The organism is Curtobacterium sp. MCJR17_055 (genome assembly GCF_003224335.1).
Taxonomy (GTDB): Bacteria; Actinomycetota; Actinomycetes; order Actinomycetales; family Microbacteriaceae; genus Curtobacterium.
The window spans coordinates 367,186-387,578 of record NZ_QKLF01000002.1; the positions used below are offsets into that span (position 1 = coordinate 367,186).

A 20,393-nucleotide genomic window follows, 5' to 3' on the forward strand; every position below is an offset into this window, starting at 1 on the left:
GATCTGGCCGGGCACGACGGCTTCGACGTGGTTGAGCCCTGTGATCTCGTCCTCGACGGAGGTGAGCTTGCTGAGGACGCGGTGCACTCCGGCTTCACCAAGTCCGGCACCGTCCTCGTCGCCGCAGCGACCATCATGGCCGTCGTCTTCGCCGGCTTCGCCACCAGCGAGATGGCCGTCGCCGCCTCCATCGCCGTCGGCTTGCTCGTCGGCGTCCTCGCCGCCGCCTTCCTGGTCCGGATGATGATCATGCCGGCACTGCTGTCCCTCTGCGGTGAAGCCGCGTGGTGGATGCCCCGCTGGATGCAGAAGATCATCCCGAACCTCGACACCGAAGGCCACGGACTCGACCGAGCCACCGAGCGCCAGCGAGGAACCGGCAGCATCTCGGTAGCTGCCCAGTAGTCCCCCGACAGAACGAAGCCGTCCCGCCTGCCACCGCAGCGGGACGACTTCGTTCTGCCACTCCGCCGGTGTCCACTCCGCCGGTGTCCACTCGACCGTCGGTGGTGTTGTTCGTTCCTCGCCGTGTCCGAGGATGACTCGCTGCGCGCGTTCGTGCAGGGTGCAAGCCCCACCGGGTCGCGAATGGGCTCAGTCGACGACGTCGCAGACCCCGTCGAGTTCTTCGTCGTGCCGCTTGCGCGGTGGGTCAGCGGCAGTCAGTTGCTCGTTGGCGGCGGACAGAACTGACGTCAGCACATCCGTGATCACGACCCCGCTCGAGCCCCGAGTTCGAGCGGGGTTTCTGACACTTGAACAACGACTGTCGACTGTGATGGCTCTCCGCCCTGCAGGTGCAAACACCGCGGCGCCACGCAGGGCGTGGTGCTCACGGGCAGGGGGAACGACCCGGTCAAGCGGCGGCTGCGTTCGCTGAGGAGCGACACTCTTCTGGTGGCCGCCCCGCGACTGATTCCGCCGCGATGTCGCGGAGCCGTGTGAGGCGATCGTGGGTGGCGGTGAGGTCCTCGATCTGGCGTTGGATGCGATCGCTCTCCTCGTCGAAGTGGTCGAGCATCGTCGGTGTCGCGACGCCGGTGTCGAGGAACGGCAAGAGTTCGACGATTCGGCGACTCGGCATGCCCGCTGCGTAGAGCATCTGCATGAAGCGCACACGCGTCACGTCGGAATCGTGGTACTCCCGGTGCCCGCCCGTGGTCCGCTCCGACTCGAGGAGTCCCTGTTCCTCGTAGTACCGAAGCGACCGAACGCTGACGCCAGCGCGTTCTGCAAGTGCACCGATCCGCATTCTTCGGCTCCTGGGCTTGATTCTCACGTTGATGTCAGGTTCTAGCGTAGCGGCATGAACCTCTCTGGAGCCACTGCCCTCGTCACTGGCGCGAACCGCGGTATCGGTCGTCATCTCGCCGCCCAGTTGGTCGCACGCGGGGCGAACGTGTACGCGACCGCCCGACGTCCTGAACTGATCGACCTCCAGGGTGTGGAGCGCCTCGCCCTCGACATCACCTCCCCCGAGTCCGTCGCCGCGGCCGCCGCTCTAGCGACCGACGTTGATCTGTTGATCAACAACGCCGGTATCGCGACCACAGCGACCCTGTTGGGCGATCTGGACGCAGCGCACGCCGACATGGACACGAACGTCTGGGGCACCCTCAACGTCATCCGCTCCTTCGCACCTGTCCTGGCCGCGAACGGCGGTGGGAGCATCGTGAACATCGCCTCGGGCGCCTCCTGGCTGGCGATGCCAGGGGCGTCCGCCTACGCGGTGTCGAAAGCTGCCCTGTGGAACATGGGCAACGCGTTGCGTCATGAGCTGGCCGGACAAGGAACAGCGGTGATGTCGGTGCACCTCGGAGTAGCCGACACGGACATGACGGCGGGACTCTCGATCGCCAAGACCGACCCCGCGGACGTGGCGCGCGCGACCCTGGACGGGGTCGAGCGCGACGATTACGAGGTCGTGGTGGACGAGCAGGCTGCGTTGATCAAGCAGATGCTCGCCCGGGACCCAAAGGAGCTGTACGCGGTCGTGGCTCAGATCCTCGCATCATAGAAGCAGCCCGAGGACACCTGGCGTGCGTGCGAGGGCGCGTCGGAGAGGTGCTCGCGACCGAAGGCGGCGACCGAACAAGAGCAGCGACCATCCCTGAGATGTGTGGGAGATGGATCGCACGCCCGGATCCGAGCGCTGTCGTCTGCGCCAAGCCACCTGCTGCTCGCGTCAGACGAATGAGCGCCGGAGACCTCCTCGTCAGCAGCTCTTCACGTCCGGTGCCATCATCCCCACCCCGACCGGCAGTGTCTCGGTCCGCAGTGTGCCGAGCGGCCCGTCCGTCAGGAACCGCAGCCCGGTCAGGTGCCCCGAGTCCGCCCCCGGCCGGAGGTGCATCTCGGCGGCGACCCGGATCGACCCATCCGCCGGGATGACCGCGCCCCGGGTCGGCAGCACGTGGTCCGCGTCGATGTCGTCGGAGAAGTAGCCGAACATCGCGCCCTCGTCGACGCCGACGATCGGTCGCGCGAGTTGCACGCGCACCGACTTGAGCCCGGCGTCCCACGTCATGCGGGTCCCTCGGATCGTCACCGGCTCGGCCGACGGGTTCTCGACGAGGAACGCGACGGTCATCACCGACTCATCGAACCCTGGCCTGTCCTCGGACCATCCGCCACAACCACCATCGGCAGCGACCGTCCGCAGGTCGGGTCGGCCTGGCTGCTCTGCGACGACGAGGCCGGCGAGCAGCACGAGAGCGCCGATCGTCGCGGCGGAGAGGACGCCCCGGGCCCCCATCCACCACCGGCCCTCCGCTGTCGGCCGGCCTTCGTTGGCTGTCATCGCGTCGGTCATCGGGTCCCCCGCCCGGCCGTCGGCGCGGCCACGCCGCGATCCTGACATACGCGCGATACCAGCGGGTACCCGTCGGGTCGATGGTATCCGTGGATTTGCCGGGGGCTCAGTTCGGCGCTGCTGGAGGTAGTACGAAGCTGTCGATGTCCATCCGACTGCCGCCGACCCCCTCAACGCCGACGAGCGCCGGATCGACGTTTGCGACTGCTGCGAAAGTCGGGTTCCCCCCGCCAAAGCTAGCCCCAAACATCCCTGCCCACGAGAGGAGCAAGGCACCATCGGAGACGGCACGATCAACCGTGTGGCATCACCGGCACACGGAGGGTCTGGCGCCCTGTCCGTCATCCCCGCATCAAGCGCCGCGGGACGATCGGGGTTCAGCGTGTCATTGAGCGCAACGGAGTCCGATTCGGAGGGTACTGGGCTTCCTGCTGGGTGCGGCCCACCACCGCGGGCATGAGCGCCGCGATGCGCGACGTTGAATGGGCACCCGGATCCGAGCGGCAAGCGCTCCCAAGGGGCTGGGACATCCCAGAACTCACCGTGGGCGTATGGACGAAGATCGAATGATTTGGGCACATCAGCACGGACGGGAACTCCTCAACACTGCAGGTGTTCACACAGCAGGACCCATCGACCGGCGGGACGTTGCTCATCCACGACTGCTCCGTCACAGAATCTCGACCCGCCGGCTGGTGACTAGCCCACGGCAGTAGGAGCGCGGTCTTCACCGGCCGCGCTCCCCACGCTCACGATGAGTACCCATCGCCCGGGTCACGCTCTTGCGGGCCTTCGCGGCACCACGCGTGGTCGTGATGGCAGGCCGCGGATGCTTGGCGTTGGAGACGTCGGCACCGTACTGCGCCTGCACGGCGACGGGGTCGACGTCGGCGGCGGCCATCTGCTCCGCGTGGCGGTCGCGACGGTCGGCGCTATCCCACGCCGACAAGCCCGCCGCGGGTGCTCCGCAGCGGCGCCCCGCTCACTTCCAGCCGCCTTCTCCGCAGCGGTACGCGCAACCGAGATCCGGTCCCGGAGCCCCACCGCGTTGTCGATGCGGTCACGGGTGTCGCTCGTGACCTCTTCCGTCGGACGGTTGCTCGTGACGATCACGTTCGCTGCGAACTTCTCGATCCGCTTGGTTTCGTATTCGTTGAGAGTGACGGTGACATTGACCAAGACGACCATCATGACCTGACCTTCCGCCTTTCACGGGCGACCACCCGCGCCTCGGGTCCGTCCCTATCGAAGGGCGAGCCGAGGCCACCGACCGGTCGCGCAACTCAGCACTACGCACTGCCCCGAGCACGACCAGGGCCTCATCATCGTCGCTGCCGAACAACGCTGCGACGACGGGGACGCGTGGTGCTCACGACAGCCGCCCGTAGGGAATGGGCTAGCGAACGCTCGCTACGTCCATGCCGGGTCCGCTCTCGGCCCGGCGCTCGAAGCCGTGGCGTTCGTAGAACTCAGCCCGACCCCGGGCCGCGAAGAGCTGTACGTCGTCCACTCCGCGGCGACGTGCCTCGTCGACAAGGCGCGCGAGGACTTGACCGCCGATACCTCCACCTCGAGCCTCTTCGGTGACAATCATCTCGGTCACGAAGGCGTGCAGCGCCCCGTCGCTGATGAGCCTGCCCATGCCGACCAGGCGGCCGGCGTCATCCCTGACGGTGCAGACGATCCAGCTCCCGGACAGGGCGCGCTCGAATCGGTCCAGAGTCCAGTCCCCCCAACCAGTCTCGTCGTAGAGCGTCTTGAACTCCATCGCGGTCGGCGCGGAGAAGGAGTAGTCCATCCCGGAACGGTACTGCGAGACCGTCTCGAAAGCCGCTCGTCCACCGGTACGCGACTGGGGGCGACAACCACGACGACTTCCCTGTCCTGCTTGACCGGGGCATCGCCGTCTCACATGTGATCGTCAACGCAAAGTGTCGCGTGACGTCGCATTCCGACTCGGGTTGCAGATTCCTTGTCGCGACCTCTTCGAAGCGTCTCGTGTCGCCTGCGGGATACCCCAGGTCGAACGCCTTCAAGCGCGACCTGGCAGGGTCGTGTCGCTGGCCGAACTACAGCATCGAGGTCGCGAGCTGACCCAGGTCGCGCTCACCGGCGGCGTCGCCCTGCAACAGGGTCAGTCTGCCGCCTGGCGCTCCGTCTACGGTCGTTCACCACGCACGAGTCGGGCAGCGGCTGCCAGCTGCTTCTGCGCTCAGCAAGGCGGTTCGGGATCCTGACCGCTCAACCCTGGTGCGGAGCCGTTCTCGGCGGACGCACGGGCTGCTTCCGCGGCTAGGTAGCCGGTGATGTCGATGGGCTGAGTCGGGGGGAGGTGGATGTCTTCGGGGCGGACGGGGTGCTGCATCAGCTGGCCACTTTCGTTCGACGAGCGGAGGACGAAGGGCCCCGGTGTGTTCACCGGGGCCCTTCGGAGTGTCAGCCGACGAGGACTCGTGGCTGGTCGTGCGCGGCGGGTGCCGCGTCGTCGTGCTTGTCGAGGGCGTGGCCTTCGACGTCGACGTCGGGGAGGACCTTGTCGAGCCACTTGGGGATCCACCAGGCGGAGCGTCCGAGGAGGGACAGCGCAGCCGGCATGAGGACCATGCGGACGATGAACGCGTCCGCGGCGACGCCGACGAGGAGACCGAACGCGATGGAGGCGCCGATCGCGAACTCTCCGGTGGCGAACCCGCCGAAGACGACGATCATGATGCTCGCGGCGGCGACGAGGACGGGTCCGGATCGGGAGAAGCCCTCGCGGATCGCCTGCTTCGGGTCGAGGCCCTTGCGGTACATCTCCTGGATGCGGGAGACGAGGAACACCTGGTAGTCCATCGCGAGTCCGAAGAGCACTCCGACGAGCAGCAGCGGCAGGATGCTCAGCATCGGGTCACCCTGCGGTGCGGGCAGGAAGTCCAGCCAGCCCCACTGGAACACCGCGACGCTCGCGCCGAAGGATGCGCCGACGGAGAGCAGGTAGCCGAGCGTCGCGATCACGGGGATGAGGAGCGATCGGAACAGGACGATGAGCAGGATGATCGAGATGACGACGATGACGATGACGTACTTCACCAGCGCCTGAGCGAGCTGGTCGTCGGAGTCGATGCCGATCGCGGTCTCACCGGTGACCTCGAGGTGCGCTCCGCTGATGGTGTCCGCGTCGTCACGGATCTGGTGCACCAGGTCCTTGGTGGAGTCGTCGATCGGCCCTTCGGTCGGGATGACAGTGATCCGTGCGTAGTCGCCGTCGGAGCTGACCTGAGCCGGGACGACCTGCTGCACGCCGTCGAGAGCGGTGAGTTCCTTCTCGATCACGGCGGTCTTCGAGGTGATGTCGTCGCCCTCGGCCAGGACGATCAGGGGGCTCTGGATGCCGCCGAACTCGCCGACGATGAGGTCGTAGGCGGTACGTTCGGTGGACTCCGGGTCGGACCCGCCGGGGACGTTGGAGGCGGTCTTCATGCTGAGCATGGGGAGCGCGACGACGACGAGGACGAGCACCCCGCTCAGGAGGGACACGATCGGGCGCTTCACGACGAAGCTGCCCCACGAGCGGAGGACGCCGCGCTTCTGCGGGCCGTCTTCGGTGAAGAGCTCCCCGCGCTGCAGTGCCGCACGGTGCTTCTTCGACAGGGCCTTCACACCCATGAACCGCATCAGTGCCGGCAGCAGGGTGAGCGAGAGCAGGACGGCGACGGCGACGGCGAACGCGGCCGCGACACCCATCTCGGTGATGTAGCTGAGGTTCGCGACCAGGAGCGCGACGAGGGCGACGATGACGGTCATGCCGGCGAAGACCACGGCGGTGCCGGCGGTACCGGTTGCCCGGGCGATCGCGTCGTCGACCCTCCGTCCGGAGCGGAGTTCGGTCTTGAAGCGGGACAGGATGAAGAGGCTGTAGTCGATCCCGACGGCGAGGCCGAGCATGGTCGCGAGGATGATCGCGTTGTCACCGATCGGGGTGAGCGCGCCGTAGGCGAGGACACCGATCAGGCCGACGCCGACGCCGTAGACGGCGACGAGGAGGTTGATGCCCGCGGCGAGGAGCGAGCCGAACGTGATCGCGAGGATGATGAACGCGATGATGACGCCGGCGCCTTCACCCGGGCCGGTGGCCGGGGCGCCGAGGGGAACCAGGTTCCCGCCGAGCTCGACGCCGAGCGCCGGAGGAGCGTTCTCCTGCAGGTCGAGGGCCGCGTCGTAGAACTTCGTCTGCTGGGCCTTCGTCAGGTCGCCGTAGGTCACCGTGGCGACGGCGATCGTGCGGTCCTTCGAGATGTACGGCTGTTCGGCGTTCAGTGGGTCGCTGACGGACTGGACTCCGTCGACCTTGTCAGCCTTCGCGAGGAACGACTCGATCTGTTTCGCAGTCGACGCGTCCGTGACGTCGCCGGACTCCGGTTGGAACACCAGCTGCAGGGACGCGGTGTCCGAGCCGGTCGTGGAGGGGAACTCCTCGTTCATCCGCTCCAACGCCTGCGAGGCCTTGGTGTCGGGGATGCTCGTGGTCGCGGCGTCCTTCTCGATGCCGCTGCCGACGACGAAGATGCCGATCAGGACGGCCATGATCAGGAGCCACGCTCCGATCACCAGCCATCGGAACCGGGCACTGAAGCGCCCGAGGTGGGACAGGAACGTGGACATGCGGTTTCCTTCGTCGTCGTGGTCCGCGAGGTGCGAACAACGTCAACGATTCCGGGCGGAACGCTTCGGTACGGCCTCCTTTTGCAGCGTCCGAACTACTCCATTTGCAGTAGATCCCCCCTCTCCCAGCGCAACCAGTAGGCGCGACGGTCCGCTGCTCACTGAGCGGCAATCGGTTCCGGGGGACGCAGGTGATCGGATCAGGCGAGGAGGCAGACCTCCCACCCTCGTGCACAGCACCGCTGTCCGTCACGGTCGCCGATTGACGGTGTTGCGCCAGCGCTGCCGCACGTACTGCCGATGCAGTAGACCGATCGATCCGAGACGACGATGCGTCGCCCCGTGCAGAGCCGGACGGTGGGGGCACGCAACGAAAGGACGAACATCATGTCGAACGACACCACCATCCTCACCGCCGCCTCAACCGTCGGCACATGGTTGGACCACCCCGTCGGCGGTGAGCTCATCCGCGAGCTCCTCGCCCAGGGCGGCACCGACCCCGAGTCGCTCACTCCCGTACGTGGCCTGCCCCTACAGCAGCTCGTCGCACTCTCGAACGGTCAGCTCCCCCAGGCCGCGATCGACGGGCTGGTCCTCGCGGCGAACGGCGGAGAGATGCCCGTCGAAGCGGCGGCGAACGGCGACGCAGAGGTGGTCGTCCCGGGCCGCTTCGCGGGACAGACCGTCGTCGTCACCGGTGCCGGCGGCGGCATCGGCCGCGCCACCGCGTCCCGCATCGCCCGAGAAGGCGGGCGTGTAGTCGCAGTAGACATCGCCCCGGCCGGCTTGGAGGCACTGGTCGACGAGTTGCCCGGGTCTGATGTCGTGACCGTGGTCGGTGACATCACGAGCGAGGACGACGTCCAACGCGTGGTCCAGGCCGCGGGCGACCGCATCGACGGACTCGCCAACGTCGCGGGCATCACCGACACGATGGCGCCACTGCACGAGACGTCCGACGCCGTCTGGGAGCGCGTGATGGGCGTGAACGTCACTGGGATGTTCCGCCTGACCCGAGCGGTGCTGCCGGCCATGCTCGCGGCTCGGCGCGGCTCGGTCGTGAACATCGCCTCGGAGGCGGCGTTGCGTGGCAACGCGGCCGGGGTGGCCTACACAACGTCGAAGCACGCAGTCGTCGGCCTCACGAAGAACAGCGCCTTCATGTACGGCCCGAGCGGCATCCGGATCAACGCAGTAGCGCCGGGCGGCGTCGCAACCGGCATCCCGACCCGATTCGAGTCCGAGCTGGGATCATCCCGGCTCCAGCCGCTCCTGCAGACGATCCCGGCGGTGGCGACGGCGCAGCAGCTCGCCGCGTCGATCACGTTCCTCCTCAGCGACGACGGCACGAACCTCAACGGAGTCGTCCTGCCGTCCGACGGCGGATGGTCGGTCCAGTAGTCGACACGGTCACGGACTGGACGGGAGGCGCCGTGCGAGCTCACGACGCGCGTCCCGTCCGTTTCGTGGTGCCGCCCCTTCGCAACACGCTCACCCAGCTGGTCCGGGTCCCGGCCCGCGTGTGGCTGCTGCTCCTGGTGGCCTCCGCTGTCATCGCGGTGGCCGCGCGTCCAGCGGCTCGGTGGTCGATCGCGCTCGCGACCGACCACCGAGCCAACGGGGTGGCTGCGACCCCAACCGGTTTCGCTGCCCTGCTCGGTGACCCGATCGCCCTCGCCGGGATCGCGACCGCGGCGGGTCTCACGCTCGCCGCCACCCTCTGCTGGGCCGTCCTCGTCCTGACGGTTGCCGACCTCCAACTCGCAGGTGAGCCGCTGTCCGTCCGAGCAGCGGCGCGTGGAACCCTGGCTTCGGCTCGACGGTTCCTCCGCCCGGGCGTGGTCGTGACCGGGCTACAGCTCGCCGTGTTGCAGCCCCTAGCAGGGATCGCGGTGTTCGCGCCGCTCACGGGCGGACTCGCTGTCCCACCGTTCATCGGGCGGGAATTCCTCAAGGCGCCGCTCAGCGCGACACTCTGGTGCACCCTCGCTGCCCTGGTCGTCTTCGTCAGCCTCCGTCTCATTCTCGCTCCGGCGTTCATGATCGTCGCTGGGCAGGGGCCGGCCGCAGGGATCATCGCCAGCCTCCGAGCCACACGCCGCGGTGGTCTCGCCGTCGCAGGTCAGGTGACGGTGCTGCTCGCTGGCTCCACCATCGTCAACTCGCTGGTCATCCGGACTTCGACTGCACTGATGAGACTCGTCCCGTCCGTGCGGGTACAGGAAGCGGTCGATGTCCTCCCGGTCCTGGTCCTGTCCGCTCTCTCGGTCGTGGTCGCGCAGGCGGTCGCCCTGTCCCTCGTGGGGACCGTCCGGGCAACAGTCGGACGGCCACCCGCTGTGAACGAACGGGTCCACGTCCGGCGTTCGGCGTCTGGCCGCTTCGTGGCGGTGGGGATGGTCGTCACCCTGGGCTGCAGCATGCTCCTCGTTCCCTCGCCCGCCGTGTCACGACCTGCCGTCCCCCCGTCCGTCGTCGGCTCAGAAGGAGGCGCCTCGGTCATCGCCCATCGTGGGCACGATCGTGGCGGTCCGGAGAACACGATCGCGGGCCTCGAAGCGGCGGCTGCCCTGCATGCGGACCGTGTGGAGGTCGACGTCCAGCAGACGCGGGACGGCACGTTCGTCGCGAGTCACGACACGAACCTCCTCGTGCTCGCAGGCCGGGACGAGGACATCCCGAACATGTCGACCGCTGCAGTCACGAGCACAACCGTCCGGATGCACGGCCGCGCCGACACCATCCCGACGATGACCGCCTACGTTGAGCACGCACGACAGCTCGGCATGCCGCTGCTCATCGAACTCAAGGTGACGGCAGCGACCAACGGCGGATCCGTGCGGGACCTGTTTGCGCAGCTCGATCGTGTGGGCCTACCGCCCGGCACGTGGTTCCACTCGCTGGACCCGACGGTCGTGCACGAGATGCTCGAGCAGCACCCGGAGCACCGTGTCGGCCTGACTGTGGGGCCACACGTCGGTCCACTCCCGGAGCTCCCCGTCGACTTCTACGCGGTGGAACAGGCGTCCATCACATCGGCGATGATCCGTCGGGCCCATCGCGACGGACGGGCGGTCTATGCATGGACGGCGAACAGCGACGTGCGCATCCGGGTCCTGCTCAGGGCGGGCCTGGACGGCGTCATCACCGACCGGCCGGTGGCGGCCCGTAGGCTGGTCGCGGGCATTGCACGCGAGTCGCCGGGGGCACCGGGAGTGCTCCGGGACGAGCTCAGGCTTCGCTGGCTCGTCTCCTGACGAAAGTCCGAGGTCTGGTCATCCGCCGTTCGACTGCTGCGTACCCCTGCCGTAGGCGCGGAACTCGTACACGAACGACCCACCCGGGCCGCTCACCGTCATGTACGCATCGGTCGTCCCCGGCTTGATCGCGAGGTTCGTCGCGGAGGTCACGGCTCGCCGGTCGTGACTGGGCACGGTGACCTGCGCGACCGGGTCACCGTCGCGACTGAAGACATCGATCACGGGCTTCCCTTCGTACCCCTGGTAGACGTTGCCGGCGGCATCGACGGCGACGGAGTCGACCCGGCTCGCCCCGGCGTCAGGCCGGATGGCGGGATACACCGCCGTCGCCTCCTCGTGTTCGGCGTCGAGCTGGACGTGGTCGATCTGGTTGCGGTTGTACTCGCTCACCCACAGCCCACGGTGGTCCTCGTCGAAGGCGATTCCGTTCGCCGACGCGAGCCCGTCGAGCACCACCGTGGCGCGGTGGGTAGCAGCGTCGATCCGAACGACCCGTCCGACAGGGTCCTCCGTCGATGCAGCATTCCCTGCCGCATCGCTGACGAACATGTTCCCGTCCTGGTCGAAGGTCAAGTCGTCCGGCTGCATGGGCCGGCCGTCGACGGGGCCCTCGAACTCGACGCGGAGGCCACCGCCCCGGCCGTCCAGGCTGACGACCTTCCCCGTTGCGAAGTCGGTGACGTACAATCGGCCGTCGCGCGGGTTGGACTGCGCAGAAGTCGGCGCGGCGAGCCCCGCACCGTCCCCGAACGCCGTGACCTTCCGGCGGTCGAGGTCGATCCGGACGACCTTCGGCCGCGCGGTTCCGGCGGTGACGTCGACGGCGATGAGTCGCCCGTCAGCAGCGAACGTCGGCCCTTCGAGCAGCGGTCCGTACCCGGTGCCGGCTTCCGGTGCAGGCGCGACCTGGACGACGCGGCGTGCTGTCCGGTCGTCCGTGCGCGCTGTAGCCGGGGCCGCGTGGTCCGCGGGCGCAGCGCAGCCCGACAGCACGACTGCTGCGGCCGCCGACATCGTCAGCACCGCGCCGATTCGTACTCTGCCGGATCGCGCGGCTCCTTCCCACGGTGTACCGCTCGTGTACAGCTGGCGCATCAGGAGGCGCTGACGGCGAGTTCGGGCACCAGGACCTCGTCGATCGAGGACTCCCGCCATTGCCGGAGCAGCTCGTGGAACCGGACCGGGCCGGGGCTGTACCCGCCGCCGCCGCGCTTCCGGGTGCCCTCACCGTTGTAGTAGCCGGGCGTGCACTCCGCCAGGAACGCAGCGTTGTCCACTTCCACATCGCGGATCGTCGCCAACCACCGGTCCTCGGCCTCCACCGTCGGTTCCACCTGCCGGGCGCCATCGTCGCGAGCGTGCTCGAGGATCGCTGCGATGTGGGTCGCCTGCTCCTGCAGGATGTGGACGAAGTTCACCGAGTTCGCGTTCTGCAGCGCACCGAGGTGGAACAGGTTCGGGAACCCGTGGGACACGAATCCGTGCAGCGTCCGCGGGCCTCGCGCCCACGCTTCGAGCAGCTGCGTGCCGTCCCGGCCGTGGACGGGCAGTGTCCCGGAGATCACTCCGGAGACGCCGGTCTCGAACCCGGTGGCGAAGACGACAACGTCGACTTCGTACTCGGTGTCGCCGACGACCACGGCGGTCTCGGTCATCGCGGTGATCCCGCCGGTGTCGGCGGTGTCGACCAGTGTCACGTTCGGACGGTTGAAGGTCTGCAGGTACTTGTCGCTGAACGTCGGCCGCTTGCACATGTACCGGTACCAGGGCTTGAGGACCTCTGCGGTCGCAGGGTCCGTGACGACGGAGTCGACCCGCGCTCGGATCTGGTCCATCTTGCGGGCGTCCGCGATCTCGATCAGCCGGTCGCGTTCCTCCGGGTCGAGCGTGTCCTCCGTCTGCCCGGTCAGCATCGTGCGTTGCAGCGCCGCGGTGGAGGTCCATCCGTCCTGGATGAGGTCCACGTCGGTTTCCTCGCCGGAGACGACCGCGAGGAAGTTCTCCATGCGTTCCTGCTGCCATCCGGTCGGGAGGCCCGTGGTCCAGTCCGCGGGCAGGTCGCGGTTGTCGCGGACGTCGACGCTCGACGGGGTGCGCTGGAACACCGTGAGGTGTTCGGCGTCCTCCGCGACGAGGGGGATCACCTGGATGCCGGTCGCACCGGTCCCGACGACCGCGACGCGCTTGTCGGCGAGGCCGGTCATCCCGCCGGTCTGGTCGCCACCCGTGTAGCCGTAGTCCCACCGGCTGGTGTGGAACGTGTGACCCGTGAACGTCTCGATGCCCGGGATGGCGGGGAGCTTCGGTTGGGAGAGCGATCCGGAGGAGACGATCACGTACCGGGCGCGCATCGCGTCGCCGCGGTCGGTCCGGACGTCCCACTCGGCTGCGTCGTCGTCCCATCGGAGCTCCGTCACACGGGTGTGGAACAGCACGTCGTCGTACAGGTCGAAGTGCCGTGCCATCGCCATCGCGTGCTGCCGGATCTCCTCCCCCGGTGCGTACCGCCGTGTGGGGACCGTCCCGACCTCCTCGAGCAGTGGCATGTAGACGGAGGCCTCGATGTCGCAGTGGATGCCCGGGTACCGGTTCCAGTACCACGTCCCGCCGAAGTCGCCCCCTTCCTCGGTCATGCGGATGTCGGTGAAGCCCGCCTGCCGCAGCCGGGCACCGGTCAGGAGTCCACCGAACCCACCGCCGACGACGAGCACCTCGACGCGGTCGGTCTTCTCCGGCCGGTCGGTGCGGGGCGTGTAGGGGTCCGTCGCCCAGTACCCGAAGGCCCCGCGTGTGCCCTGGTACTGCCGCAGCCCGTCCGGGCGGACGCGTCGATCTCGTTCGACCCGGTACCGGGCGCGCAGCGCGTCCAACTCGGTCTCGCTCATTGTGCTGTCCGTGGCGATGTCCGTCATCGTGCTCCTCGCGATGGGTCTGGCGGCAACAGGTGTTGCCGCTCCGACCAGTCAACCTCGGAGCCATCAGTGAATCAAACGCATGATTTAAATTCTCGGGATACTTCCACGTGCCACGAACGGGGGGTCCCCCGAACGGTGGACCTGGGTTCACGCCGGCGCCGGCCCGGCAGCACGTCCGGTCACCAGCGCTTCGGCGAGCCACAGGGACGACACGACGTCGACGAGGGAGTCCGCCACCGCGGGCCAGTCCGTCCAGATGCGAGCGCCGCCCCGTTCCAGCGCGCGCTCGTGCTCGGCGATGACCTGGGTCAGGAGGATCCGGCCCATCGTCATCCGTTCAGCGCGGACGCGGGCCGGGAGGTCCGGGAGGCATCGCTGTATGCCGTGCGCGATCCGCATGAGACCGGGCGCTTCTCTCGCTTCGTCCATTGCGATGTCGGCCCATGCGGGATCGGTTGCGACCTGTGCGCTGAACCGGCCGTACCAGGTCGGGGAGTTCAGGGACTCGAGGTGCGTCGTGGTCGGACGCACGAAACACGCGATCCATTCTCGGATGTCGTCGGACCCTTCGACTCGTTCCAGTTCTGTGAGTCGGAGCGCGTTGATGGCGCCTTGGTGTCGGGCGAGGATCGCGCGGATGAGCTCTGCTTTGCCACCGAAGTGATAGCCGACGGCAGCGGTGTTCCCCTGCCCGGCCGCCTCCCCGATCTGCCGGCTCGACACATGAGCGATCCCGTACTCGCCGAAGAGCTGTTCGGCGGCCGTGAGGATCGCCTCCCGCGTGGCGGCGACGCGGGACGCTCGGGTGTGCTGCTGGGCGTCGGTCATGGAGGCTCCTCACGGTCCCAACGGAGCCTAACGACCACGCGGCGCAGCCGCGCGTGCTGTGCTGCGTGCCCGACCCGACCAGGGCCGGCAGCGACTGCTGCCAGCCCTGGTCGCTCGCGACGCATCAGTCGGTGTGCGCTGCGTTCGCCTGGTCGAGGACGTGCTGGATCATGCCGAGCTGCTCGGCACCGCCGAGTGACGCCACGAACCGACGGACAGGCGTGCTGCCGATCATCCTGAGGATGTCGATCCCGGTTCCGTGCGCGGAAGTGTCGTCACCGCCGCCGAAGGCGCCGGTGAGCATCGGCTTGAACGCCGCACCGGCGACCGGGTCCTGCAGGAGCTCCTCGATCGAGGACTCGAGGGTGAGGTGCACGCGACGGGGCTCACCGGCGACGTCGACGTGCCCCGTGGAGCGGACGTCCCGGCTGGATGCTCCGATGTCGATCCGGTAGGAACCGGGCTCGATCGTCCAGCGGGCGAGCCGGGTGTCCCAGACGCCCAGGTCGTCACGGCGGACGTGCAGACGGACACGCCGCTGTTCGCCGGGCTCGAGGTGCACCGACGTGAACGCCTTGAGCTCCCGGACCGGCCGGACGTGGGTCGACTGGTCGAGTCCGGTGTAGAGCTGGACGACCTCCCGGCCCGCTCGAGATCCGGTGTTGGTGACGGTCAGATGAGCGGTGACTCCGTTGTGCTGGACGTCGAGTTCGAGGTCGGAGTAGTCGAACGAGGTGTAGGACAGGCCGTGCCCGAAGGGGAACGCCACGGGCATGTCCCGAGCGTCGTACCAGCGGTACCCGACGAAGAGCCCTTCGCCGTAGCGGACGTGCAGGTGCTCGCCGGGGAAGTTGCCGAAAGCGGGCACGTCCTGCAGACGCTCGGGAAGCGTCTCGCCCAGCCGACCGGACGGGTTCACGACGCCGAAGAGGACGTCCGCGATCGCCCCGCCGGCGCCCTGACCCAGCAGCGGCGCGTCGAGGATCGCGGAGGCCTGCTCCGTCACCGCGGTGAGCTCCAGCGCTCCGCCGTGCGAGAGGACGACCACCACGTCGGGTTGGACAGCGCGGACCGCGGCGAGGAGTGCGAGCTGGTCCGCGGGCAGCGCGATCGAATCGCGGTCGAAGCCTTCGGCCTCCTGGGTGCCGGCGAGGCCGAGGAACACCACCGCCACGTCCGCTGCCCGTGCGGCGGCGACCGCTTCGGTGCGGAGGCGCTCGGACACCCCGGGGTCGTCAGGATCGAAGCCCTGAGCCCATGCGACCGTGGCGGACGAAGCGGCCTTGCGGATCTCCTCGAGCGGCACCTCCATCCGGAGAGCGTTCACGAAGGAGCTCCCCCCACCCTGCGCACGTGGGACGGTGGCGAAGTGGCCGATGACGGCCACGGATGCTCCGGGGGACAACGGGAGCGTCTCGTCGTTCTGCAGGAGGACGATGCCGGCTGCTGCTGCTTCCCGCGCGAGGTCGTGGTGCTGCTGCTCGTCCCAGGCGATGTCGTCAGCCGCGGCGTGCGTCCGGATCGCGAGTTCTGCGACGCGTTCGGCGGCGGCACGAACCTCGCGGGCGTCGATCAGGCCGTTCTCGACTGCGTCCGCGAGGGCGCGGTCGTGGGACCCGTCGCTGTTGGCGGGCATCTCCAGGTCGACTCCGGCGTGCACGGACGCCACCCGGTCGTCGACGGCTCCCCAGTCGCTGACCACGGCGCCCGTGAACCCCCACTCTGCGCGCAGCACGTCGTGCAGGAGCCACCGGTTCTCGGCGACGGGGACGCCGTTGAGGCGGTTGTACGAACACATGACGGTCCACGGTTCGGCGTCCTGCACCACCCGCTGGAAGGCACGGAGGTAGATCTCGCGGAGCGTGCGCTCGTCGACGTCGGAACTCGACCGGAAGCGTTCGTGCTCGGTGTTGTTCGCCGCGAAGTGCTTCAGTGACGCGCCGACGCCGGTGCTCTGCAACCCCGTGACGTAGGAGGAGGCGAGCACGCCGGTGAGGTGCGGATCCTCGGAGTAGTACTCGAAGTTCCGCCCTGCGCGGGGATCACGCTTCATGTTGATCGCGGGGCCGAGCACGACGTTCGCCCCAGCGGCGCGGGCCTCCGTGCCGATGGCGCGTGCGACCCGTCCGACCAGCTCGGGGTCCCACGACTGTGCGAGCCCCGTACCGGACGGGAACGCGGTCGCGGGGAGGCTCGGCCGGAGCCCGAGGTGGTCGGCACCCTTGGTGAGGTCCTGCATGCGCAGACCCGCCGGGCCGTCCACCATCGTCACCGACGGTACGGCGCCGAGCGCCTTCGTGGCGACGAAGTCGGCCCCGCTGCTCAGCGCCGCCTGCTGTTCGAGGGTGAGCGCGTCGACCGCGTCGGCGGGGCTGACCGAGACCTCGGTCGGGGGGACGGTGGGTTGGGTGGTCATCGGACTCCCTTGATGAACCAGACGGCGAAAGCGCCGAGGACGGAAAGCACGATCCCGATCGGGAACAGTGCGAGGTACCCGCCGAAGAGCAGGATGACAGCGCCGGCGACGGCGGGGGCGATGACCTGTGGCAGGGTAGCGGCGATGTTCACCACGCCGAGGTCCTTGGCGTACGAGCTCGCCGAGGGCAGGACGTCGGCCATGAGCGCCTGGTCGACCGCGCTGAACGCGCCGAACCCGACCCCGGCGATCGCGGAGAGCAGCAGCCATGCGCCGTAGGTGTGCGAGACCATCGGGATGACCAGCGCGATCGCCACGATGAGCGACGATGCGAAGACGAACGGTTTGCGGCGACCTCCGAAGCGGTCGGAGATCGGCCCGCAGACGGCCGTCGAGACGATGATGCCGGCGAGGTTGAGGAGACCGGCGACGGGGACGGCGGCCGCGGCGTCGGCACCGAGTCCGATGTAGTCCTGCAGGATGTACAGCTGGTACCCGAGTACCCCGAAGTAGCCGGTGTAGAGCAGCAGCCGGCCGGTGAACGCCCAGAAGAAGTCCGGGTGGCGGACCGGGTTGATCCAGAACGTGTGCAGGAAGAGGCTGACGGAGAACGGCTCGCGGTCGGCGTCCTTGCTCGGGTGGTCGGGGTTGAAGACCAGGAAGAGGCGAGCACGACGACGACGAGGCCGGCGAAGATGACGTACCCCGTGCCGACCGACCGCGCGAACGTCGCCCCGACGACCTGACCGGCGGAAGCGCCCACGAGCGCCCCGAGACCGGCGAGCGCCGAGAAGGTACCCCGAGCTCCCCGCGGTACGCGGTCGGGCAGGATCGCGCTCAGTGGCGCCTGCATGAAGTTGATGGCGAGCTGCAGGATGACGTAGGAGATCGTCACCTGCACGATCCCGTTGGCCGAGCCCATGCCGACCAGGGCGAGCCCGGCCACGATCGCTCCGCCGAGGATCCACTGGGCGCGCTTCCCGAACCGCGATCGCGTGCGATCGGAGACGAGACCCGCGACCGGCTGCGCGATCATCGCGACGACGGCACCGATGGTGGACACGAGCGCGAAGGACGCCACCTTGCCACTCGAGTCGAGTTGCTCGAGCTGGAGTGGCAGGAGGACACCGGGAACGGCGCCGTTGATGAGGAAGAGGCTGATGTTGGCCGGGATGATCCACGCCAGGAGGCGGCGCATGGTCCCACGCACGAGGGGAGCAGGCTCGGTCGTCCCGCCGAGGACGGGTGGCTCGGAGCTGCGGTCGGACGTCGTCGTCATGGTCGGGTTCCTTCGAGGAGGCGCTCTACGGTGAGCGTGCCTCGATACCGTACAACGTTCGAGTTTCAAACTCAAACGTTGTCCTGGTTTCAGGACCGACCGTGCTCCACATCCGCTCCGACCAGTTCGAACAAGTACCGGATGTGGGCGGACATGTCGATCGACTCGTCGAGCATCCACTGGGTCTGCAGGCCGTCCGTCACCGCGGCGAGGATGGTCGCGAACCGCGTGGGATCGAGGGAGGCGGGCATGCGCCCCGCGGCCTGCTCAGCGACGACCATCCTCCCGATCCGCTCCCGGTACTCGGCGAAACGTTCCTGGAAGTACGGTCGAGCCGGATGGCCTTCCTCCGCCGCGGCCGTCGAGAACTGCGCGTAGAGCTGCACGAGCCCAGGCACCTCGGCGTTCCGCCTGCCGATGTCGATGAGCCCCTCGATCTCACCCGGGACGGCTGGTGGCTCCTGTGCCGCGGCGTCGGCATCGCGCCGACGCAGGATCTCGATGAAGAGCTCCTCCTTCGTCCCGAAGTAGTGCAGCAGGCCGGACGTGCTCGTACCGGCCGCTTCGGCGAGGTCACGCACCGTCGTCTTGTGGAACCCCCGCGCGGCGATGACCTCGAGCGCGGTCGCCAGGATCGCGTTGCGCTTCTCGATGCCCTTCGCGTACGCGCCCCGTTCCGCCATGGGATCGAGCATAGCCACCGGTGTCAGGACGCCAGGCCCGCGCCCGGTCGGTCGTGTTCGATCGCGGATCGTAGACCCGGACGTGTTCCGTGCGTACTCCCTTCCGATGAGATCGGCCGCTCCACTCGGACTAGGTACGCCAGGTGTTCCGCTGGAACGCTCGGTTCATCGACTTCCGGATGAAAGGACAGCAACCATGGACAAGAGCGTCATGACCAAGAGCTTCTCGGAGCGGGCGAAGGATCGACTGTACGAGGCGTGGGACGCGTGGAAGCCGGGGTACGCGGACTGGGTCGCGTGGTCGAACGAGCTGTACCACCCCGATGCGGAGATGATCGCGATGAGCGGGGATGCTCCGGAGGTGTTCAGCGCGTACCAGTCGAAGATGAAGGGGTTCCGCGATGCCTACGACATGGAGATGGGCGTCATCGAACGCTGCATCGTCGCTGACGGTGTCACCGCGCACACCTACCGCATGTCCATGACGCCGAAGGGCGCGGGCCCGGAGGCGACCGTGGTGATCCCGGTCACGGAGTTCAACCACTTCGCCGACGCCCCCGGGTACGACAAGCCGATGGTCGTCAAGCTGGAACTGGTGACCGCGGGGTCTCTGTGATGCGGATCATCGATTCGCAGCTGCACCTGGGGCCAGGCCAGATCGACACCACCCTCGCTTCCATGGACGCACTGGGCATCGACTCGGTCCTCGTGGACGAGTTCTGGGCACGGCACCCGTACGGGCACCCGGATTTCTTCGAGCCCGGCCGACGGTTGCCCGGCGGAGCCTGGCGCAGCGCCTTCCCGACGGCCGAGACCGCCGCGCTCCTGCACGAGGACCGTTTCGCGACCGTCGTGCGTGTGGATCCGGACGACGACGGTCTGTCATGGCTCGTCCCCGCGCTCGCGGCGGAACCCCACGTCAAGGCGCTCCGGGTCCTGCCGACGTGGTCGGAGGGGGCCGCCAGGGCTTTCGCCGAGGGATCCTGCGACCGTCTCTTCGGCCTCGCCGCCGACGTGGGACTTCCGGTGTTCGTCTACACTCCGGGTCGCACAGCCCTCCTCCGCGGGTACCTTCGTCGGTTCCCGGCCCTCACGGTCGTCATCGACCACTGCGGCATGCCGCAACCCGGACTGCCGGTCCCGTCGCCGAGCGCAGAGCCCGGCGACGGGAGGACGCACCCCTTCGACGCCGTCCTCTCGCTCGCCGAACACGGCAACGTCGCCCTCAAGTGGAGCCACGAGCAGGTGGTGTTCGGGTCAGAGCAGTACCCGTTCCTCGGGACGCGTCCCCACCTGCGCCGCGCGCTCGACGCCTTCGGAGCAGAACGCATCATGTGGGCGGGCGACCACACCGCGCTCCCCGGGTTGCGCTGGTCGGAGGTGCTCCACGCCGTCCGTGACAACCCCGAGCTGGGTGCCGCGGAGCGCCATGCCGTCCTCGGCGGCACCGCGGAGCGGATCCTGCGGTGGACCCCCGGTGCCGGTGCTGCGGACGGTGTCGACCCAGCGTGATCCGCTGGGGGCCGTCCACACCGAAAGTCGTGCGGCTCGCGCAC

The 20,393-nt window shown here is 68.5% G+C and carries 17 protein-coding genes and 1 pseudogene; 6 read left to right on the forward strand and 12 right to left on the reverse strand.

Translation table 11 applies throughout. From position 1 onward, the window contains the following. Positions 1-27: 27 nt before the first annotated feature. Complete coding sequence (locus DEJ16_RS05825) at positions 28-405, forward strand: MMPL family transporter (RefSeq protein WP_258365838.1); 378 nt, start codon at positions 28-30, stop codon at positions 403-405. 451 nt (positions 406-856) lie between these two features. Here the strand turns inward: DEJ16_RS05825 and DEJ16_RS05830 are convergent, their stop codons facing one another. Beyond that, positions 857-1,366: a MerR family transcriptional regulator gene (locus tag DEJ16_RS05830; RefSeq protein WP_309146406.1), complete on the reverse strand. Its 510-nt coding sequence runs from the start codon at positions 1,364-1,366 to the stop codon at positions 857-859. On the opposite strand from DEJ16_RS05830, the gene DEJ16_RS05835 reads away from it, so the two are divergent. Then, on the forward strand, positions 1,307-2,017 hold the full coding sequence (locus tag DEJ16_RS05835; RefSeq protein ID WP_110824420.1) for an SDR family oxidoreductase: 711 nt from the start codon (positions 1,307-1,309) through the stop codon (positions 2,015-2,017). The genes DEJ16_RS05830 and DEJ16_RS05835 overlap by 60 nt on opposite strands. 198 nt (positions 2,018-2,215) lie before the next feature. On the opposite strand, the gene DEJ16_RS05840 is transcribed toward DEJ16_RS05835, so the two are convergent. The 4 genes from DEJ16_RS05840 to DEJ16_RS05850 all read right to left on the reverse strand — a co-directional run bounded on the left by DEJ16_RS05840 (position 2,216) and on the right by DEJ16_RS05850 (position 7,456). Continuing rightward, on the reverse strand, positions 2,216-2,800 hold the full coding sequence (locus tag DEJ16_RS05840; RefSeq protein WP_146232826.1) for a hypothetical protein: 585 nt from the start codon (positions 2,798-2,800) through the stop codon (positions 2,216-2,218). Between the two features lie 739 nt (positions 2,801-3,539). Next, positions 3,540-3,713 carry a hypothetical protein gene (locus DEJ16_RS15710; RefSeq protein WP_181419471.1) on the reverse strand — a complete coding sequence of 58 codons (174 nt, stop codon included), beginning with the start codon at positions 3,711-3,713 and terminating at the stop codon, positions 3,540-3,542. Between the two features lie 495 nt (positions 3,714-4,208). After that, positions 4,209-4,610, reverse strand: a complete 402-nt coding sequence (locus tag DEJ16_RS05845) for a GNAT family N-acetyltransferase (RefSeq protein ID WP_110826164.1) — start codon at positions 4,608-4,610, stop codon at positions 4,209-4,211. Positions 4,611-5,248: 638 nt separating this feature from the next. Then, the gene (locus DEJ16_RS05850; RefSeq protein ID WP_110826165.1) at positions 5,249-7,456 is read right to left on the reverse strand and encodes an MMPL family transporter; all 2,208 of its coding nucleotides are present in this window, start codon (positions 7,454-7,456) and stop codon (positions 5,249-5,251) included. 387 nt (positions 7,457-7,843) lie between these two features. Between DEJ16_RS05850 and DEJ16_RS05855 the strand changes: the two genes are divergently transcribed. After that, positions 7,844-8,857, forward strand: a complete 1,014-nt coding sequence (locus DEJ16_RS05855) for an SDR family NAD(P)-dependent oxidoreductase (RefSeq protein WP_110826166.1) — start codon at positions 7,844-7,846, stop codon at positions 8,855-8,857. Between the two features lie 65 nt (positions 8,858-8,922). Then, positions 8,923-10,713 carry a glycerophosphodiester phosphodiesterase family protein gene (locus tag DEJ16_RS05860; RefSeq protein ID WP_181419472.1) on the forward strand — a complete coding sequence of 597 codons (1,791 nt, stop codon included), beginning with the start codon at positions 8,923-8,925 and terminating at the stop codon, positions 10,711-10,713. 18 nt (positions 10,714-10,731) lie between these two features. On the opposite strand, the gene DEJ16_RS05865 is transcribed toward DEJ16_RS05860, so the two are convergent. From DEJ16_RS05865 to DEJ16_RS05895, 7 genes and pseudogenes are all read right to left on the reverse strand, one after another. Continuing rightward, complete coding sequence (locus DEJ16_RS05865; RefSeq protein ID WP_220032670.1) at positions 10,732-11,730, reverse strand: SMP-30/gluconolactonase/LRE family protein; 999 nt, start codon at positions 11,728-11,730, stop codon at positions 10,732-10,734. A gap of 80 nt (positions 11,731-11,810) precedes the next feature. Next, positions 11,811-13,628, reverse strand: a complete 1,818-nt coding sequence (locus tag DEJ16_RS05870; protein ID WP_110826169.1) for an NAD(P)/FAD-dependent oxidoreductase — start codon at positions 13,626-13,628, stop codon at positions 11,811-11,813. Between the two features lie 150 nt (positions 13,629-13,778). Further along, a complete protein-coding gene (locus DEJ16_RS05875; protein WP_110826170.1) occupies positions 13,779-14,459 on the reverse strand; it encodes a TetR/AcrR family transcriptional regulator in 681 nt (226 codons plus the stop codon). A gap of 124 nt (positions 14,460-14,583) precedes the next feature. After that, complete coding sequence (locus DEJ16_RS05880) at positions 14,584-16,875, reverse strand: glycoside hydrolase family 3 C-terminal domain-containing protein (protein ID WP_110826171.1); 2,292 nt, start codon at positions 16,873-16,875, stop codon at positions 14,584-14,586. Beyond that, a complete protein-coding gene (locus DEJ16_RS05885; RefSeq protein WP_375232102.1) occupies positions 16,872-17,534 on the reverse strand; it encodes an MFS transporter in 663 nt (220 codons plus the stop codon). Before DEJ16_RS05885 ends, DEJ16_RS05880 begins: the two co-directional genes overlap by 4 nt. A 5-nt stretch (positions 17,535-17,539) precedes the next feature. Next, a pseudogene (locus DEJ16_RS16105) lies at positions 17,540-18,154 on the reverse strand (MFS transporter); the annotation flags it as partial. Between the two features lie 89 nt (positions 18,155-18,243). Beyond that, the gene (locus DEJ16_RS05895; protein WP_110826173.1) at positions 18,244-18,837 is read right to left on the reverse strand and encodes a TetR/AcrR family transcriptional regulator; all 594 of its coding nucleotides are present in this window, start codon (positions 18,835-18,837) and stop codon (positions 18,244-18,246) included. A 196-nt stretch (positions 18,838-19,033) separates the two neighbouring features. Between DEJ16_RS05895 and DEJ16_RS05900 the strand changes: the two genes are divergently transcribed. Together DEJ16_RS05900 and DEJ16_RS05905 are read left to right on the forward strand one after the other, a co-directional pair. Further along, a complete protein-coding gene (locus tag DEJ16_RS05900) occupies positions 19,034-19,453 on the forward strand; it encodes a hypothetical protein (protein WP_110826174.1) in 420 nt (139 codons plus the stop codon). 62 nt (positions 19,454-19,515) lie between these two features. Further along, complete coding sequence (locus DEJ16_RS05905; protein ID WP_181419473.1) at positions 19,516-20,349, forward strand: amidohydrolase; 834 nt, start codon at positions 19,516-19,518, stop codon at positions 20,347-20,349. Positions 20,350-20,393 lie beyond the last annotated feature (44 nt).

Coding starts and splice junctions, on each gene's coding strand:
- DEJ16_RS15710 (WP_181419471.1), bottom strand. CDS start 3,713: ATGGCCGCCGCCGACGTCGACCCCGTCGCCGTGCAGGCGCAGTACGGT.
- DEJ16_RS05865 (WP_220032670.1), bottom strand. CDS start 11,730: ATGTCGGCGGCCGCAGCAGTCGTGCTGTCGGGCTGCGCTGCGCCCGCG.
- DEJ16_RS05905 (WP_181419473.1), top strand. CDS start 19,516: ATGGACGCACTGGGCATCGACTCGGTCCTCGTGGACGAGTTCTGGGCA.
- DEJ16_RS05895 (WP_110826173.1), bottom strand. CDS start 18,837: ATGGCGGAACGGGGCGCGTACGCGAAGGGCATCGAGAAGCGCAACGCG.
- DEJ16_RS05830 (WP_309146406.1), bottom strand. CDS start 1,366: ATGACGACCGATACCGCGGTTCGCGCCAGTGACGAGGGCAGTGGCTCC.
- DEJ16_RS05835 (WP_110824420.1), top strand. CDS start 1,307: ATGAACCTCTCTGGAGCCACTGCCCTCGTCACTGGCGCGAACCGCGGT.
- DEJ16_RS05870 (WP_110826169.1), bottom strand. CDS start 13,628: ATGACGGACATCGCCACGGACAGCACAATGAGCGAGACCGAGTTGGAC.
- DEJ16_RS05840 (WP_146232826.1), bottom strand. CDS start 2,800: ATGACAGCCAACGAAGGCCGGCCGACAGCGGAGGGCCGGTGGTGGATG.
- DEJ16_RS05850 (WP_110826165.1), bottom strand. CDS start 7,456: ATGTCCACGTTCCTGTCCCACCTCGGGCGCTTCAGTGCCCGGTTCCGA.
- DEJ16_RS05845 (WP_110826164.1), bottom strand. CDS start 4,610: ATGGACTACTCCTTCTCCGCGCCGACCGCGATGGAGTTCAAGACGCTC.
- DEJ16_RS05875 (WP_110826170.1), bottom strand. CDS start 14,459: ATGACCGACGCCCAGCAGCACACCCGAGCGTCCCGCGTCGCCGCCACG.
- DEJ16_RS05855 (WP_110826166.1), top strand. CDS start 7,844: ATGTCGAACGACACCACCATCCTCACCGCCGCCTCAACCGTCGGCACA.
- DEJ16_RS05880 (WP_110826171.1), bottom strand. CDS start 16,875: ATGACCACCCAACCCACCGTCCCCCCGACCGAGGTCTCGGTCAGCCCC.
- DEJ16_RS05900 (WP_110826174.1), top strand. CDS start 19,034: ATGGACAAGAGCGTCATGACCAAGAGCTTCTCGGAGCGGGCGAAGGAT.